The 15,922-nt window shown below is 65.6% G+C and carries 16 protein-coding genes; 4 read left to right on the forward strand and 12 right to left on the reverse strand.

What is annotated here, in order from left to right:
• Positions 1-40: 40 nt before the first annotated feature.
• Together bluB and pheT are read right to left on the reverse strand one after the other, a co-directional pair.
• Positions 41-715, reverse strand: a complete 675-nt coding sequence (gene bluB / locus RGQ15_RS02990; RefSeq protein WP_311158733.1) for a 5,6-dimethylbenzimidazole synthase — start codon at positions 713-715, stop codon at positions 41-43.
• 85 nt (positions 716-800) lie between these two features.
• Positions 801-3,188 (reverse strand): phenylalanine--tRNA ligase subunit beta, encoded by a 2,388-nt coding sequence (gene pheT / locus RGQ15_RS02995; protein ID WP_311158734.1) that lies wholly within the window; start codon positions 3,186-3,188, stop codon positions 801-803.
• Between the two features lie 252 nt (positions 3,189-3,440).
• Here pheT and RGQ15_RS03000 point away from each other — a divergent pair, with 252 nt between their 5' ends.
• The 3 genes from RGQ15_RS03000 (at position 3,441) to RGQ15_RS03010 (ending at position 5,012) form a co-directional block, all read left to right on the forward strand.
• A complete protein-coding gene (locus RGQ15_RS03000) occupies positions 3,441-3,752 on the forward strand; it encodes a TM2 domain-containing protein (protein WP_311158735.1) in 312 nt (103 codons plus the stop codon).
• Positions 3,753-3,817: 65 nt separating this feature from the next.
• Positions 3,818-4,597, forward strand: a complete 780-nt coding sequence (locus tag RGQ15_RS03005; RefSeq protein WP_311158736.1) for a bestrophin-like domain — start codon at positions 3,818-3,820, stop codon at positions 4,595-4,597.
• 94 nt (positions 4,598-4,691) lie between these two features.
• Positions 4,692-5,012 (forward strand): NINE protein, encoded by a 321-nt coding sequence (locus RGQ15_RS03010; RefSeq protein WP_311158737.1) that lies wholly within the window; start codon positions 4,692-4,694, stop codon positions 5,010-5,012.
• A gap of 39 nt (positions 5,013-5,051) precedes the next feature.
• Here RGQ15_RS03010 and pheS read toward each other — a convergent pair whose 3' ends face one another.
• The 8 genes from pheS to pyk form a co-directional block, all read right to left on the reverse strand.
• Positions 5,052-6,134 (reverse strand): phenylalanine--tRNA ligase subunit alpha, encoded by a 1,083-nt coding sequence (pheS, locus tag RGQ15_RS03015; RefSeq protein ID WP_311158738.1) that lies wholly within the window; start codon positions 6,132-6,134, stop codon positions 5,052-5,054.
• Between the two features lie 68 nt (positions 6,135-6,202).
• Positions 6,203-6,541 carry an arsenate reductase family protein gene (locus RGQ15_RS03020; RefSeq protein ID WP_311158739.1) on the reverse strand — a complete coding sequence of 113 codons (339 nt, stop codon included), beginning with the start codon at positions 6,539-6,541 and terminating at the stop codon, positions 6,203-6,205.
• 3 nt (positions 6,542-6,544) lie between these two features.
• A complete protein-coding gene (locus RGQ15_RS03025; protein ID WP_311158740.1) occupies positions 6,545-7,954 on the reverse strand; it encodes an alanine/glycine:cation symporter family protein in 1,410 nt (469 codons plus the stop codon).
• 58 nt (positions 7,955-8,012) lie between these two features.
• On the reverse strand, positions 8,013-9,389 hold the full coding sequence (locus RGQ15_RS03030) for a cytochrome P450 (RefSeq protein ID WP_311161024.1): 1,377 nt from the start codon (positions 9,387-9,389) through the stop codon (positions 8,013-8,015).
• Between the two features lie 76 nt (positions 9,390-9,465).
• Positions 9,466-9,825: a 50S ribosomal protein L20 gene (gene rplT / locus RGQ15_RS03035; RefSeq protein ID WP_142663468.1), complete on the reverse strand. Its 360-nt coding sequence runs from the start codon at positions 9,823-9,825 to the stop codon at positions 9,466-9,468.
• Positions 9,826-9,837: 12 nt separating this feature from the next.
• Positions 9,838-10,038, reverse strand: a complete 201-nt coding sequence (rpmI, locus tag RGQ15_RS03040; RefSeq protein ID WP_020949155.1) for a 50S ribosomal protein L35 — start codon at positions 10,036-10,038, stop codon at positions 9,838-9,840.
• A gap of 108 nt (positions 10,039-10,146) precedes the next feature.
• On the reverse strand, positions 10,147-10,542 hold the full coding sequence (locus RGQ15_RS03045; protein WP_311158742.1) for a hypothetical protein: 396 nt from the start codon (positions 10,540-10,542) through the stop codon (positions 10,147-10,149).
• Between the two features lie 39 nt (positions 10,543-10,581).
• Positions 10,582-12,027 carry a pyruvate kinase gene (gene pyk / locus RGQ15_RS03050; protein WP_311158743.1) on the reverse strand — a complete coding sequence of 482 codons (1,446 nt, stop codon included), beginning with the start codon at positions 12,025-12,027 and terminating at the stop codon, positions 10,582-10,584.
• A 120-nt stretch (positions 12,028-12,147) separates the two neighbouring features.
• Here pyk and RGQ15_RS03055 point away from each other — a divergent pair, with 120 nt between their 5' ends.
• The gene (locus RGQ15_RS03055; protein ID WP_311158744.1) at positions 12,148-12,888 is read left to right on the forward strand and encodes an N-formylglutamate amidohydrolase; all 741 of its coding nucleotides are present in this window, start codon (positions 12,148-12,150) and stop codon (positions 12,886-12,888) included.
• On the opposite strand, the gene RGQ15_RS03060 is transcribed toward RGQ15_RS03055, so the two are convergent.
• Together RGQ15_RS03060 and RGQ15_RS03065 are read right to left on the reverse strand one after the other, a co-directional pair.
• Entirely contained in the window at positions 12,885-13,355 is a 471-nt protein-coding gene (locus RGQ15_RS03060; protein ID WP_311158745.1) for a MarR family winged helix-turn-helix transcriptional regulator, read from the reverse strand. The genes RGQ15_RS03055 and RGQ15_RS03060 overlap by 4 nt on opposite strands.
• A 246-nt stretch (positions 13,356-13,601) precedes the next feature.
• Entirely contained in the window at positions 13,602-15,803 is a 2,202-nt protein-coding gene (locus RGQ15_RS03065) for a primosomal protein N' (RefSeq protein WP_311158746.1), read from the reverse strand.
• Positions 15,804-15,922: the final 119 nt, after the last annotated feature.

Below are 15,922 nucleotides of genomic sequence, written 5' to 3' on the forward strand. Positions count from 1 at the left end.
GGAAGGCGGTCGCTGGATCACCCGCGGCCGTCGGGACGGCTTATCTGACGCCCCATCTTTCCTCGAAGATCAGGTTCGCCAGTTCGTTCCTGTCACCCCAGCCGCGCGCTTCAAGCTCGGGGATATCGTAAAGCTCACGCACATGCCCGAGGCAAAGATAGGCGACGGGGACGACATGGTCGGGAATGCCCAGGATGCGCCGCAGATCGGCATCGCGGAAGATGCTGACCCAGCCCACGCCGATGCCCTCGGCCCGCGCAGCCAGCCAAAGATTCTGCACCGCGCAGACCGTCGAATAAAGATCCGTATCCCGGTTGTGGGTGCGCCCCAGAACCACCCTGCCCCCCCGTGTCCTGTCACATGTGACGCACAGGTTCACGGGTGCTTCGGTTATCCCGGCAAGCTTCAGCTGCGAATAAAGCTCGCGCTTCTCGCCCGAAAACATGGCTCTTGCTTCGTCATTCGCAACCTCGAACGCCGCGCGGATGTCCTGTCTTAGGCCAGGGCTTCGAACGAGGATGAAATTCCAGGGCTGCGACAGCCCGACTGACGGCGCCGCATGGGCCGCCTGAAGCAGGCGCTGCAGCACGTCTTCGTCGATCGTGTCGGGCAGGAATTGGCCGCGCACGTCGCGCCGCTCGTGGATCGCGCGGTAAATCGCTTCGCGCTCGGCGTCGGAAAAGGGGCCTGCTGGTTTCAATCCGTCAGACGCCATGGCCGCTTCCCCCTGTCGATCGACGACGATCCCCCTGCGCCGCCTCGGTGAATGTCCGGGCCGGAAACCGACCCGGACAGATGTCTCAGCCGCGCAGCACGCCGCCGGTCGCCTTGACCACCTTCTCGACGATCCTGGCGCTGACCGCCTCGATCTCGGCATCGGTCAGGGTCTTGTCCTTCGGCTGCAAGCGGGCGGTGATCGCGATGGATTTCTTGCCGCCTTCTAGCCCGGTGAACTGGTCGAAGACAGAGACCTTCTCGATCAGCGCCTTGTCCGCACCGGCTGCCGCATTGACCAGCGTCAGCGCCTCGACCCGGGCTTCCACGACAAAGGCGAAATCGCGTTCGACCGCCTGCAGGTCCGAAAGAACCAGAGCCGGACGCGACGGCGTCTTCACCTTGGGAAGGGGCACGGCAGCGATGCGTACGGTGAAGGCCACGACCGTGCCCTTGATCCCGAAATGGCGCAAGATTTTCGGGTGGATTTCCCCGAAGGTCGCGAGCGTGTTCGGACCCAGCGCGACATTGCCCGAACGGCCGGGATGCCACCAGGCCGTCAGCTTGCGGTTGATCTGTGCCTTGGCCGGCGCGCCGATCACTTGCAGGATCGCCTCGGCATCGGCCTTGGCGTCGTAGATGTCGACCTTGCGACGCGAGGCAAAGGGATCGCGCGCTGCCGTCGCACCGACAAGGATGCCCGACAGATGCAGATCCTGATCCCCCGGCTCGCCGCCCGAGAAGACCGGGCCGCATTCGAAGAGCGCGAGATCCATGAAGCCGCGCGCCTGGTTGCGCGCCGCGGCGGCCAGCAGGCCCGGCAGCAGGTCGGGGCGCATATGCGTCATCTCGCTGCTGATCGGGTTCTCGATGCGCACCGCGTCGCTGCCACCGCCGAACAGTTCAGCCGCCGCGCCGTCGATGAAGCTGTAGGTCACGCATTCATTGTAGCCGAGGCTCGCGGCCAGACGACGCGCGGCCTTTTCGCGATTCTGAAGCGGCGTCAGGACCGGCAAGGGAACACCCGCCTGCGGACGCGGCAGCGGCTGGCCTTGCAGCCTGGTCAGCGAGGCGATACGGGCGACTTCCTCGACCAGATCGGCGCTGCCCAGAACGTCCGGGCGCCAAGATGGCACGAAGGCCTGATCGCCTTCCAGCCGGAAACCAAGAGCCGCGAGCGTGGCACGCTGTTCGGCCTCGGGGATCTCCATGCCGACAAGGCTGACGACGCGGGCCGGCTCAAGCTTGTAGCTGCGGGTGGTGTCGGGGACGGCGCCGGCGGTGACCACTTCCGACGCCTCACCGCCGCAGAGATCCAGGATCAGCCGCGTCGCCAATTCCAGCCCGGGTTGGGTAAAGGCCGGGTCCACGCCGCGCTCGAAACGGTAGCGCGCGTCCGAGTTGATCTTGAGCGCGCGGCCCGCGGTCGCGATCGCGATCGGGTCCCAGAAGGCGCTTTCAAGGAAGACGTTGACGGTGTCTTCCGAGCAGCCCGAGACCTCGCCGCCCATGATGCCGGCGATGCTTTCGGGGCCGTTCTCGTCGGCGATGATCATGGTGCCAGGGGCGAAGGCGTAGGTCTTGCCGTCCAGCGCCAGCAATTCTTCGCCCTCGCGCGATCCGCGCACGGTCAGGTCGCCCTTGACCTTGTCCGCGTCGAAGACATGCAGCGGACGGTTCAGATCGAAGGTGAAGAGATTGGTGATATCGACCAGCGTGTTGATCGGGCGCAACCCGATCGCGGTCAGGCGCTTTTGCAGCCAGTCCGGCGAGGGGCCGTTCTTGACGCCGCGGATCACCCGGCCCGAGAAGAACGGGGCCTTGTCCGCCACCTCGGGCGCGATGACGACCTTGACCGGCGAAGCGAAACTGCCGGTGACGGTGGCGTCCTTGACCGGCTTCAGCGTGCCGAGGCCACGCGCCGCGAGATCGCGCGCGACGCCATGGACGCCAAGCGCGTCGGGACGGTTCGGCGTGATCTTGATTTCAATGATCGGATCGACCGTCTCGGGCCGGTTCGCGGCCAGCCAGTCGACGAAGCTGTCACCGACTTCACCCGAAGGAAGCTCAATGATTCCATTATGTTCGTCGGAAAGCTCAAGCTCGCGCTCGGAGGCCATCATGCCGTGGCTTTCGACGCCGCGGATCTTGCCCACGCTGAGCGTGACGTCGATTCCGGGCACGTAATCGCCGGGTTTCGCCAGCACGACGGTGATGCCTTCGCGGGCATTCGGGGCGCCGCAGACGATCTGCTTTTCGCCTTCATCCGTCATCACCTTGCAGACCCGCAGGCGGTCGGCATCGGGGTGCTGGACGGCCTCGACGACCTTCGCGAGGGTGAAGCCCCTGAGTTTCGAGGCCGGGTCGGTCACGCCCTCGACCTCGAGGCCGAGATCGGTCAGCGCCTCGGTGATCTCATCGAGCGAGGCGGTGGTGTCGAGATGCTCCTTGAGCCAGGAGAGGGTGAATTTCATGGCGTGGCTCCGTCGGGTTTGGCGTCCCTTACCGCATGGCGGGGCGGATTGGTAGGGTGGTACACTGCGGGTCCGGGCCAAGGCGACGATTTCCCTGCATTTGCTGGGTTTCGGCCTGTTCCGGGCGTACACAGCCCGTACACCGCGCGTACACAGCCTGTACACCGCCCTTGCCCGGGCCCTTGCCTGGCCCCTTGCACCGCGGCCAGGAGATCCTATGTTAATCCTGTAAACATCAAGGACAGAGGACCGATGGACAGCCAAAGGGAAATGCTGATCGAACAGAGGGTCGCGAATGACGCGAAATCACCGCTGGTGGCCTATCTGCTGGCGATCCTGCTTTGGGGCTTCGGCGCGCACCGCATGTATCTGGGCCGCTGGATGAGCGGCATCGTCATGCTGGTCCTGTGGGGCCTTGGCTGGCTGATGACACCGATCCTGATCGGCTGGCCGCTGGTCGGGCTGGTCGCGCTTTGGGCGGTGATCGACCTGTTCCTGATCCCCGGCATGATCCAGGAGGACAAGGACGAGATGCGCCGCAGGCTGGGCTCGTACTGGACCTGACGTCAATCGACTAAGTCTCGACAGACTCTTTACTTTTCAGCCTGTCTTGCCCGACTATCGCGGGCATGTTCGAGATCTGGCAGAATGTGACCCTTGGGACCGCCTTCGTGGGCGGCACCATCCTTGTTTCGCTTGTGACCTATTTCCTTGCCCGCCGGCTGCTGGCCGGCAGCGAGGTCGAGCGCCACAGGGAACTGGCCAGTTCGATCGTCGTCCGTCTGGGCGCGTTGCAGGGCCTGATCCTTGCACTGGTCTTCGCGCAGGAAATGGCATCCTATCAGCGGCTCGAAGGCGTGCTTTCGGCCGAGGCCAATGCCGTGGCCGATATCTACAACGATGCCATCCGCTATGACAGCGCCGAGGCCGAGCCGGTCAAGGCCGCGATGCTGCATTATGTCGATGCGGTCGTGACACGGGAATGGCCCGAGAACGGGCCGGGCGGCCAGCTTTCGGCGGAAGGCTGGGTCGCCTGGGACGGGGCCTATCGCCGGCTGCTTGACCTTGTTCCCACGACGCCCCGGCAACAGGCGCTGCACGACAACATGCTGAACCGCATCCATGACATTTCCCGTTCCCGCAACCAGCGCGACCGGTCCTGGTCATTGCCGACCTTCGCGCTGTTCTGGTTCGCCGCCATTTCGGGCGTCGTGCTGATTTCGGCCGGGTATTACATCTTCCCCCCCGAGCGGCAGAACATCGTGCTGATGACGATCTTTGCCACCTATACGGGGATCGTGATGTTCATGATCTTTGCCTTTGCCAACCCCTACAACCCGCCTGCGGCAATCCAGCCAGAGCCGCTGAAGGCGCTGCTTGAAACATTTCGGTCGGGCGGCGGGAGCTGAGGCGAACGCTGTGGACAATCGACGTCCATTAACCGGATGTTAACTTTTCGTGCCCTAGCCTGCCGTCGTGACATTTTCTTTTGGAAACAGACCAATGACGTTGGACACGCAACAACAGATTCTCATCGAGCAGCGCCTCGCCAATGACGGCAAGAATATGCTGCTCGCTTACTTTCTTCTGCTCGCCTTTGGTTCGGCCGGGATTCACCGCTTTTATCTGGGCAAGACCAAGTCGGCCAAAATCATGCTGGGCATGTTCATCCTGGGCATCGTGACGATGCCGCTTTTCTTCGCCGGGCTTGTCCTGATCATCCCTCTGATGATCTGGTCATTTATCGACCTCTTCCGGGTTCCGGGGATGGTCAACGAACGTCGCGAGGAACTGCGCCGCTCACTGACTGCGGCGGTCGCTTGAGCAATCTCAACCCAGCGTGAACTCGAAGCCTGAGCCGCGTCAGCGGCTCAACCCGCCCGCCACGCTGGGCACATCGCCTGCGGCAAAGCCGTAATGGCGCAGCCAGCGCAGGTCGGACTCGAAGAAGGCGCGCAGGTCGGGGATGCCGTATTTCAGCATCGCGATGCGGTCGATGCCCATGCCGAAGGCAAAGCCCTGCCATTCATTCGCGTCGATCCCGGCGGCAGCCAGAACCTTGGGGTGGACCATGCCGGAACCGAGGATCTCCATCCAGGATTCGCCCTGCCCGATGGTCAGCTTGCCGCCTTCCCATGAACAGCGGATATCGACTTCGGCCGAGGGTTCGGTGAAGGGGAAATGCGAGGCGCGGAAGCGCAGCTCGACATTGTCGACCTCGAAGAAGGCGCGGCAGAATTCCTCGAGCGTCCATTTCAGGTTCGCCATCGAGATGTCCTTGCCGATGGCGAGGCCCTCGACCTGGTGGAACATCGGCGAATGGGTCTGGTCCATGTCCATGCGATAGACGCGGCCCGGCGCGATCACGCGAATGGGCGCGCCCGAGGCCTGCATGGCGCGGATCTGCACCGGCGATGTATGGGTGCGCAGGACATGCGGCGGGCGCGGGTCATCCGACGCGCGCGCCATGAAGAAGGTGTCGTGTTCCTGCCGGGCGGGGTGCTCGGGCGGGATGTTCAGCGCGTCGAAGTTGAACCAGTCAGATTCGATCTGCGGGCCTTCGGCGACGCGGAAGCCCATATCGGCGAAGATCGCGGTGACCTCTTCGGTCACCTGGCTGACGGGGTGGATCGTGCCCTGCCCGCGCGGGCGGCCCGGCAGGGTGACGTCAAGCCATTCTTCCTTCAGGCGGGCGTCAAGCGCGGCGTCCTCGAGCCCCTGCTTGCGGGCGCGGAGCGCTGCGTCGATTTCGTCCTTGAGGCGGTTCAGGTCTGCGCCGCGGGTCTGGCGATCCTCGGGCGTCATCCGCCCCAGTTCCTTCATCATGCCGCTGATCTCGCCCTTCTTGCCAAGGGCGCCCAGGCGAACCTGTTCCAGCGCATCCGTATCGGCAGCGCCGGAAATGCGGTCGAGATAGGATTGGCGAAGGGTGGTCAGATCGGACATGGCGGGCTTTCCTTGCGGTTCCCGCGCGCCTTATCACGCGCGGGCGGAATGCGAAAGTGCGGGGGGTCCTAGAAGGTCTCGGCGACCAGATCGACCGGGCGGCAGAGGCGCGTCGCGCGTGGCCCGGCAACGATCGGACGCTCGACCAGGATCGGATGCGCCACCATGTGGTCGAGGATGACGTCATCATCCGCGCCGATGAGGCCACGCTCGGCGGCATCCGTGCCCTTGGCGCGCAGCGCCTCAGCGGGCGTCAGGTTCGCGGCGGCAAGCAGGGAAGCAAGCTCATCCCGGTTCCAGCCCTGCTTGATATAGTCGACGATGCGGGGCTCGTGCCCGGCATCGCGGATCATCTGCAGCACCTTGCGCGAGGTGCTGCAGGTCGGCTTGTGGTAGATGGTGATCACGTCTTACTTCCAGATCTCGCGGTTCACGCCCGGCGCGATCTCGGGATGGTCGGCGACATGGAAGGTCGGCTCCTGCCCCGCCGCGCGCTGGCGAAGGTAATCGCGCGTGACATAGGCGATGGTGCCCGACAGCGCAACGATCGCGATCAGGTTGATCGTCGCCATCAGCCCCATCGAGGCATCTGCGAAGTCGAAGACGGTCTGCACCGTCTGGATCGCACCCCAGATCACCATCGCCATGACCGCGACGCGCAGGCCCGTCACCACGCTCATATGGCCATGGCCAAGGTAGATGATCGCGTTCTCGGCATAGGCATAGTTCCCGATGATCGAGGTGAAGGCGAAGAAGAAGATCGCGACCGCCACGAAGTAATGGCCGAAATTGCCGAAATGCTCGCCAAGCGCGGCCTGGGTCAGTGCGACGCCGGTCAGTTCCGCCGAAGGGATCGCCCCCGAAAGCAGGATCATGACCGCCGTGGCCGTGCAGACCAGCAGCGTGTCGATGAAGACGCCAAGCGCTTGGACGAAGCCCTGGCTGGACGGGTGGTGCGGCGCGGGCACCGCCACGGCCGCGATGTTCGGGGCCGAGCCCATGCCGGCCTCGTTCGAGAAGAGCCCGCGCTTCACCCCGTTCAGCATTGCCGCCGCGAAACCGCCCGCGGCGCCGCCCGCCGCCTCCTGCCAGCCAAGGGCCGAGGCGATGATATGGCCGATGATGCCCGGCACCTGCGTGATATGGGTGATGAGCACCCAGGCCGCCGCGAGCAGGTAGATCCCCGCCATGAAGGGCACGACGAATTCCGCGACCCGCGCGATCTGCGGGATGCCGCCGAAGATGATGATCCCGGTCAGCGCCGCGATGACGATGCCGACGATCGCCTTGTTCACCCCGAAGGCCCCCGACACCGCCTCGGCGATCGAATTCGACTGCACGGCGTTGAAGATGAGCCCGAAGGCAAGGATCAGCGCGACCGCGAAGATCGCCGCAAGCCAGCCCTGCCCCAGCCCTTTCTGGATGTAATAGGCCGGCCCCCCGCGATACATGCCGCCCGGCCCGTGATCCTTGTAAAGCTGGGCCAGGGTCGATTCGGAATAGGCGGTGGCCATGCCGACCAGCGCGACCATCCACATCCAGAAGATCGCGCCCGGCCCCCCCAGCGTGATCGCGACCGCGACACCCGCGATATTTCCGGTGCCGACGCGCGAGGCGAGGCTGATGGTCAGCGCCTGGAACGGCGAGATCCCGTCCTTGTCCCCCGCGCGCGAGCCGAGCACGCATCGGAACATCTCGCCGAAATGCCGGATCTGGATGAACCCGAGGCGGATGGTGAAGAAGATCCCGACCGCCAGCAGGCCGTAGATCAGCACATATCCCCAGAAGATGGTGTTCAGGAAGTCGATGATCGCAGTCATGGGCTTGCTCCTGTTACATGCCCGTGATTGTGCGGTCACGCAGGCAAGCCCGCAAGAATTAGCGCGCCTCGACCCGCAGCCTTACCCCGCCATGTGGCCGAAGTGTCAGGATCATGCGCGGTTCGGGGGCAGCTCCTGCCAGATCGAAACGCAGCCGCGCAAGCAGCGTCGAAAGGATGATCACCGCCTCCTGTATGGCGAAGCTTGCGCCGATGCAGATCCGCGGCCCGGCCCCGAAGGGCAGGAAGGCATAGCGATCGCGGTCGCAATCGGCGGCGAAACGATCGGGATCGAAGCGGTCGGGATCATCCCACAGCATGTGATGGCGATGCAGCGCATAGATCGGCAGCATGATCGTGTCGCCCGGCCTGACCTCGCGCCCGCCCAGCCGGTCGTGGATGCGCGAGGTGCGCGACAGGAAGGCCGCGGGTGGATAAAGGCGCAGCGTCTCGTCGACGATCTGGCGGGTATAGGGCAGGCGCGCAACATCGGCCGCGGTGGCGGCGCGTGCGCCCAGGACCGCGCGGGCCTCGATGGCCGCGCGGTCCTGCACCCCGGGATCGAAGGCCACGAGATAGAGCGCCCAGGCCAGCGTCAGGGCCGTCGTCTCGTGCCCGGCCACGATGAAGGTCAACAGGTTGTCGCGCAGCTCGCCCTCGGCCATGGCGCGGCCGGTTTCGGGGTCCTGCCCGGCGCGGAGCAGGTCCAGAAGATCGGGCACCTCGCGCGGACCCGAGCGCGCGCGCGCGCGGATCGCGTCATCGGCCACCCGCTTCATCCGTCGCAGGTCACGGCCGGAAAACAGCCGCCCCGGCCTTGGCACCCAGCCCGGAAGGCCCAGGATGTCCAGCACCGAAAGCCGCGCCGAGCTGGCGATATAGGCGTCGATCGCCTGGTGGACGGCATCGCGGTCGAAACCCTCGCTGCCCGAGAAGGTGACATCCGAGATCACCTCGAAGGTCGCCGCGACGGTTTCGGCAAAGACGTCGACCGGGCCGCTGGCGGCGGCCAGGCGGCGCGCGCTGGCCTCGGCGCTGGCCGTCATCACCGGTGCCAGCGCCTCGACATGGCGCTGCGCGAAGGCGGGGGCCGCGGCGCGGCGCTGCCAGCGCCAATGCGCCCCCTCGGCCACGAAAAGCGACTGGCCGATCGCCGGCTCGAGCAGCAGCTTGGTCACGATCGACTTGGGATAGTCCTCGACCCGGTCCTTGAGCACGATGCGCAGGGCTTCGGGGTCCATCACCATGTGCCAGCGCTTGCCGGTGCGCCCCGACACCATCGGCTGGCGCGTCGCGATTTCCGGGATCAGCTCCAGGACGTTGCGCCGCGCCGTGAGCGCCGAGCCGATCACGCCCAGGGGCCTGCGGCCCAGCGTCACGCGGGCAGGATAACGTGATCTGCGGCTTGTCTGGTGGGGTGCGGCGAGATCGTCCATGCACGAAAAAACCCGCACCTCGGGTGCGGGTTTCATCACGTTTCGCCTTTTTTCGGCGGTCCGGAACGGGTCCGGATCAGGCAGCGGCCTTGGCTTGTGCGACGACGGCGGCAAAAGCCTCCGGCTCGTGCACGGCCAGGTCGGCCAGAACCTTGCGATCCACCTCGATGCCGGCTTTCGCCAGGGCAGCGATGAAACGCGAATAGGTCATTTCGGCATCGACCGCGCGGACGGCGGCGTTGATGCGCTGGATCCACAGGGCGCGGAAGTTGCGCTTGCGGTTCTTGCGGTCGCGGGTCGCGTATTGGTTGGCCTTGTCGACAGCCTGGGTCGCGGTGCGGAAGTTGCGCGAACGGTTGCCGTAATAGCCTTTCGCCGCGTCAAGAACCTTCTTGTGGCGGGCGTGGGTGACTTTACCCGATTTGACTCGTGCCATGTCTGGTTCTCCTTAGCGGTTGTACGGCATGTATTTCTTGACGATCTTCGCGTCCGCATCGGACAGGATCATCGTCCCGGTCACGTCGCGGATGAATTTCGTCGAGCGCTTGATCATGCCGTGGCGCTTGCCGGCCGGGCCAGCTTTCACTTTGCCCGAGGCCGTGAACGAGAACCGCTTTTTGGCGGCCGCTTTTGTCTTCATCTTCGGCATTTTACTCTCCTTGCGGTCAGAGTGAACGCACGACTCGGCAATGCCATGTCGGCCGGCCGCGCGGGTGGAAGCGCGCCCTATACGGGGACGCGCACGAAAAGGCAAGCCCTATTGACCCGTCTGGCCCTCGGCCGGTGCCGGGGTTTCGGCCGGGGCTTCGACCGGTGCTTCGGCGGGGGGCTCGGCAGAGCTTTCTGCCGGAGCTTCTGCCGGTGCTTCTGCCGGAACTTCTGACGGAGCTTCTGCCGGTGCTTCTGCCGGCGCTTCGGGGGGGATCGGCGCGTAGAAGCTTTCGCCGCTTTGCAGCCGATGCCAGGACTGCGCCAGCGTGTCGAGACCAAGGGGTCGGCTGTCGAGCAGGCTTCCGGCAAAAAGCGCCACAAGGCCCAGCACCAGCGCGACCGCTGCCCCACGCGGCGCGCGAGTCTGAGCGACCGCGATGATCGCCAACAGGACCGAAAGCGCGCAAAGCGCCACGCCGCCAAGCAGCAGGATGTCGATCATCGAATGGCCCCCTCGCCCGGATTCATTGCGATCAAAGGCTTATTCCGGATCGGTGCGATAGATCAAGCGTTCGTCACAGGGCGCGATGCGCAAGATATTCGTCGTGCCCGATTGGTTGAACGGCACGCCCGCCATGACGACGATCTGGTTCGTTTCGTCGGCAAAACCGAAATCCCGCGCCGCCTTGGCGGCATTGACCACGGCCTGCTTGAAGCGTTCGAGCGAGGGGGTCAGCACGCAATGCGTGCCCCAGGTCAGGCAGAGCCGGCGCAGCGTGGCCGTCTCCGAAGACATGGCGATGATCGGCACGCGCGGTTTTTCACGCGCGACGAGGCTCGCGGTCGTGCCCGATTCGGTAAAGGCGCAGATCGCGGAAATGTCCGTCGTCTCGGCGATCTCTCGCGCGGCGGCCACGATCGCATCGGCCACGGTCTGGCGCTTGGCGGCACGCGAGCTTTCGATGACCTCGCGATAGGTCGGATCGGATTCGACCGAGCGGGCGACATTGTCCATGGTCGCCACGGCCTCGACCGGATAGGCGCCGGCCGCGCTTTCGGCCGAAAGCATGATCGCGTCGGCGCCCTCGTAGATCGCGGTGGCCACGTCCGAGACCTCGGCGCGGGTCGGCATCGGGCTTTCGATCATCGATTCCAGCATCTGGGTCGCGACGATCACGGGCTTTGCCGCGGCGCGGCAGGCACGGGTCAGGCGCTTCTGGATCGGCGGCACGGAATGGACCGGCAGTTCGACGCCAAGATCGCCGCGCGCCACCATGATCCCGTCCGAGACCTTGAGGATTTCCGAGAAGGCCCGCACGGCGGCGGGTTTCTCGATCTTCGAGATGATTGCGGCGCGGCCCTTTGCGAGCTTGCGCGCCTCGATCACGTCTTCCGGGCGCTGCACGAAGCTGAGCGCAAGCCAGTCCACGCCCATCTCGCAGGCGAATTCCAGATCGTCGCGGTCCTTTTCGGACAGCGCGGCCAGCGGCAGCACCACGTCGGGCACGTTCACGCCCTTGCGGTTCGAGATCGGCCCGCCCGCCGTCACCACGCAATCGGCGAAGTCCGCGCCGCAGCTTTCGACCGTCAGGCGGATCTTGCCGTCATTGACCAGAAGCTCGGCACCGGCTTCCAGCGCTGCGAAGATCTCGGGATGGGGCAGCTGGACACGGTGGATATCGCCCGGCCTCTCGTCCAGATCAAAGCGGAAGCTCTGTCCGTCCTGCAGGTCAAGCGGCCCTTCGGCAAAGGTGCCGACCCGCAGCTTCGGCCCCTGAAGGTCCGCGAGCACCGCGATCGGGCGGCCCGATTCGGCCTCGACCCGGCGAATGATGTCGTAGCGGGCGCGCTGTTCTTCGTGCGAGCCATGGCTCATGTTCAGCCGGAACACGTCCGCCCCGGCCTCGAACAGCGCCCGGATGGTGGCGAAGTCGCTGGAGGCTGGGCCGAGTGTTGCCACGATCTTGACCTTGCGATGCCGTCTCATCCGTCTCTCCCGTCGTGTTTGCGCTAGCGAACGCTGTATAGACCCAAGCGTGGCCTCGCGGCAACTGGCGCAAGGCTCGGGGCTTGCACTAAAGATTGCCCCATGCAAGGCGAAGGAACCATGACGGCAACGGCTTACACGATTTTCGGAAGCGATCGGCCCTCGCGCTGGCTGATCACCTGCGACCATGCGACGAATCGCGTCCCCGACTGGATCAATGGCAGCGATCTGGGAATCGCGCCCGAGGATATGGGCCGCCACATCGCTTTTGACATCGGGGCGGCGGGGCTGGCGCGGATGTTGGCCGAGCGGCTGGATGCCCCGGCGATCCTGTCGAATTTCTCGCGCCTGGTGATCGACCCCAATCGCGGCGAGGACGATCCGACCTTGCTGATGCGGATCTATGACGGCACCGTCATTCCGGCCAATCGCCGCATGGATGAAGCCGAACGCGATCGGCGGCTGAACCTGCTTTACCGGCCCTATCACGAGGCCTATGCCGGGCTGGCGGCACGCCATCCGCGCCGGGCGATCTGCGCCATTCACAGCTTTACCCGGCAATTGCGCGGGCGCCCGCGCAGGCCCTGGGCCGTGGGCGTCTTGTATTCGCATCGCGATGAAAGACTTGGCCCCGCGCTTATCCGCGAATGCCGCGACGAAGGCTGGATCACCGGCGACAACGAACCCTATTCCGGCCACCTGGAGGGCGATTCGATCGACCGTCACGCCCTGGCGCATGGCCGCCCGAACGTGCTGATCGAGATCTGCAACGATCTGATCGAGGACGAGGCGGGACAGATCCTGTGGGCCGACCGGCTGGCCGGGGTGCTGGGCGGAATCCTGGACCGCAACGGTCTTTAGCGCGAGGCCTTGGCCGCGTAATCGTTCAGGTGCTGGCGCAGCAACTGCATGTCGCGCGTCAGGCTGGTCAACTTGTCGCGGGGAAAACCCGCCGCCTCGGCCACGCAGCGCATGATCTCGCCCACGCCGGAATGCATGTCGCGCCCTTTGTCGGTGAGGCTGATCAACACCCTTCGTTCATCCGCGCTGTCACGCTGCCGACTGAGGAGACCCATCGATTCAAGCCGCTTGAGCATCGGCGTCAGGGTATTGGTTTCCAGAAACAGCTTTTCCCCAAGCTGGCCGATGGTCACCCCATCCCGGTCCCAAAGCGCCAGCATGACGAGATATTGCGGAAAGGTCAGCCCGAGCCGGTCGAGCTGGTGGCGATAGACCCGGTTGAAGGCCAGCCCCGCCGAATAGGTCGCGAAGCAAAGCTGGTCATCCAGACCCGGGATCTCGGCTTCGGGCGACGGGGGGCAAGGCATGTCCTGTGTCATGGGATGAATTTATATCGTTCGCGATATTATCGCAAGCATTGACATTCTTTCCCGCGCGTTTTATATCGTGTGCGATCCTGTCGCTCGCGATGTTATCTTGTGCGATGTTGAATGTTGAGCCGTGGTGGGCCGGGCGACAGGGTCCGAAGACCGCAAGGCCGAAACGATTTTTCAACGAGTTTCCGCCCATGATCGGCAGCGATCATGGGCGATTGTTTTTGACATGACCCAAAGTCAGAAGAAGCTTTGCGGGTCGATATCGACGGAAAGGCGCAGGTTCGCAGGCGCTTTCGGCGCATGGGCCAGCCATTGCGAGATGGCCTGCTGCACCGGGGCCTGACGTGACGCGCGGATAAGCATGCGCACCCTGTAGCGGGCCCGGACACGCGCGATCGGAGCCGGAGCAGGCCCCCAAAGCTCGGCCCCGATGGCGCGCAGCGGCTCGGCGCGGCGGGCCAGTTCGCGGGCGTAGTCTTCGACCACGGGCTGGTCGGGATGGGACAGGATGATCCCTGCTAGCCGGCCATAGGGCGGCATCCCCGCCCCCTGGCGCTGCATCGCCTCGGCATCCCAGAACTCCTCATCCTCGCCCGAGAGAATCGCGCGGATCACCGGATGCTCGGGCTGGTGGGTCTGCAAGAGCGCGAGCCCCCGCGCATCTCCGCCTTCGCGCCCCGCACGCCCGGCGACCTGGCGCATCAGCTGGAAGCTGCGTTCGGCCGCGCGCATGTCTGCGCCCTGCAGCCCGAGATCGGCGTCGATCACGCCCACAAGCGTCAGGCGCGGGAAATTGTGGCCCTTGGCGACGATCTGCGTGCCGATGATGATATCCGTCTCGCCCTCGCTGATTTCCGCAATGGCGGCCTTCAGGGCACGGGCCGAATGGAACAAGTCGGAGCTGAGCACCGTCGACCGCGCCTCGGGGAAGCGCTCGGCGACCTCCTCGGCCAGACGCTCGACGCCGGGGCCGATGGCGGTCATCCTGCCCTCGACGCCGCAGCTTGGGCAGGCGACAGGCACCGGCTTCGTCTCGCCGCATTGGTGACAGACAAGCCGGTTCTGGAAGCGGTGCTCGACCATGCGTGCATCGCATTGATCGCAGCCGACCTGTTGGCCGCAGGCCCGGCATGCGGTGATCGGCGCATAGCCGCGCCGGTTCAGGAACAGAAGCGACTGTTCGCCCCGCTCCTTGCGCGCGCGGATCTCGGCGGCGAGGCGCGGGCTGATCCAGCGGCCCTTCTCCATCTCCTGCTTGCGCAGGTCGATCGCGCCCATCTCGGGCAGCTCCGCCGTGCCATAGCGCGCGCGCAGGTCGATGCGGGCATATTTCCCCGCCCCCGCATTCACCCAGCTTTCCAGCGAGGGCGTGGCCGAGGCCAGCACCACCTGCGCCCCCGCGACCGAGGCGCGCAGCACCGCCATGTCGCGGGCGCTGTAGAAGACGACATCCTCCTGCTTGTAGGAGCTGTCATGTTCTTCATCGACGACGATAAGGCCCAGATCGGCAAAGGGCAGGAACAAGGCCGAGCGCGCGCCCACGACCATGCCGACATGGTGCGTCGCCGCCATGGTCCACAACCGGCGGCGCTCCGTCCGGGTGATGCCGCTGTGCCATTCGCCGGGGCGCGCACCGAACCGCGCCTCGACCCGCGACAGGAATTCCGAGGACAGCGCGATTTCCGGCAGCAGGACCAGCGCCTGCCGGCCCTGCCGCAGGCATTCCGCGACGGCCTCCAGGTAGACCTCGGTCTTGCCCGAGCCGGTGACGCCGCGCAGCAGGGTCGTGCCGTAGCGCCGCCCGCCCAGCGCGTCGCGCAATTGCTGCGCGGCATCGGCCTGATCCGGCGCAAGGGGCTTCCCGGGCAGATCGGGATCGAGCCTGGCATAGGGCGTGTCGCGCGGCGCAAGCGTTTCGGCCAGCGTGCCGGCCTTGACGAGGCCCTGCACCACGCCGGAGCTGACGCCCGCAAGCTGCGCCAGTTCGCCGGGCGCGAAACCGGCCCCGCCGTGATCGTCGATCACGCGCAGCACGGCGGCGCGGGCATCGGTCATCCGCTCGGGCTCGGGACCCGCGCGGTGGATCACGCGCCGGGCCGAGGGCGGCTGATCCAGATCCGGTGCGCGCGTCGCCATACGCAGCATCGAGGGCAAGGGCGTCAGGGTATATTCGCCCATCCGGGTCAGGAACTCGATCATCTCGGGCTGCAGGGGCGGGGCATCGATCAGCCGCGCGACGGGCCGCAGCTTTGCCATGTCGAAATCGCCAATGCCCGGCCCCCAGACCGCGCCCATGACGCGACGCGGCCCCAAGGGCACGACAACAAGCTGGCCCAGCCGCACGCCGCCTTCGGGCGCGAGATAGTCGAGGATGCCGACGACTTCCTGCGTCAGCACCGCGATCCGCGCGCCATGGGGATAGAAAAGCGGCCGGTCCATGCGCTCAGGCGGAGGCGGGCTTGATGGGCAGGGTCGTCACGGCATTCTCCGGCGCAGCGTGGCCGGATAGTGGCACGCGGCGTCCGTCGGTCGCAAGCCGCCCCGCCCGGACTTCACCC

The organism is Paracoccus sp. MBLB3053 (assembly GCF_031822435.1).
In the GTDB taxonomy this organism is placed as follows: domain Bacteria; phylum Pseudomonadota; class Alphaproteobacteria; order Rhodobacterales; family Rhodobacteraceae; genus Paracoccus; species Paracoccus aurantius.

Bases quoted from the DNA above. Each gene is read 5' to 3' on its own strand.
- bluB (WP_311158733.1), bottom strand. From the start codon at position 715: ATGGCGTCTGACGGATTGAAACCAGCAGGCCCCTTTTCCGACGCCGAG.
- pheT (WP_311158734.1), bottom strand. From the start codon at position 3,188: ATGAAATTCACCCTCTCCTGGCTCAAGGAGCATCTCGACACCACCGCC.
- RGQ15_RS03000 (WP_311158735.1), top strand. From the start codon at position 3,441: ATGGACAGCCAAAGGGAAATGCTGATCGAACAGAGGGTCGCGAATGAC.
- RGQ15_RS03005 (WP_311158736.1), top strand. From the start codon at position 3,818: ATGTTCGAGATCTGGCAGAATGTGACCCTTGGGACCGCCTTCGTGGGC.
- RGQ15_RS03010 (WP_311158737.1), top strand. From the start codon at position 4,692: ATGACGTTGGACACGCAACAACAGATTCTCATCGAGCAGCGCCTCGCC.
- pheS (WP_311158738.1), bottom strand. From the start codon at position 6,134: ATGTCCGATCTGACCACCCTTCGCCAATCCTATCTCGACCGCATTTCC.
- RGQ15_RS03025 (WP_311158740.1), bottom strand. From the start codon at position 7,954: ATGACTGCGATCATCGACTTCCTGAACACCATCTTCTGGGGATATGTG.
- RGQ15_RS03030 (WP_311161024.1), bottom strand. From the start codon at position 9,389: ATGGACGATCTCGCCGCACCCCACCAGACAAGCCGCAGATCACGTTAT.
- rplT (WP_142663468.1), bottom strand. From the start codon at position 9,825: ATGGCACGAGTCAAATCGGGTAAAGTCACCCACGCCCGCCACAAGAAG.
- rpmI (WP_020949155.1), bottom strand. From the start codon at position 10,038: ATGCCGAAGATGAAGACAAAAGCGGCCGCCAAAAAGCGGTTCTCGTTC.
- RGQ15_RS03045 (WP_311158742.1), bottom strand. From the start codon at position 10,542: ATGATCGACATCCTGCTGCTTGGCGGCGTGGCGCTTTGCGCGCTTTCG.
- pyk (WP_311158743.1), bottom strand. From the start codon at position 12,027: ATGAGACGGCATCGCAAGGTCAAGATCGTGGCAACACTCGGCCCAGCC.
- RGQ15_RS03055 (WP_311158744.1), top strand. From the start codon at position 12,148: ATGACGGCAACGGCTTACACGATTTTCGGAAGCGATCGGCCCTCGCGC.
- RGQ15_RS03060 (WP_311158745.1), bottom strand. From the start codon at position 13,355: ATGCCTTGCCCCCCGTCGCCCGAAGCCGAGATCCCGGGTCTGGATGAC.
- RGQ15_RS03065 (WP_311158746.1), bottom strand. From the start codon at position 15,803: ATGGACCGGCCGCTTTTCTATCCCCATGGCGCGCGGATCGCGGTGCTG.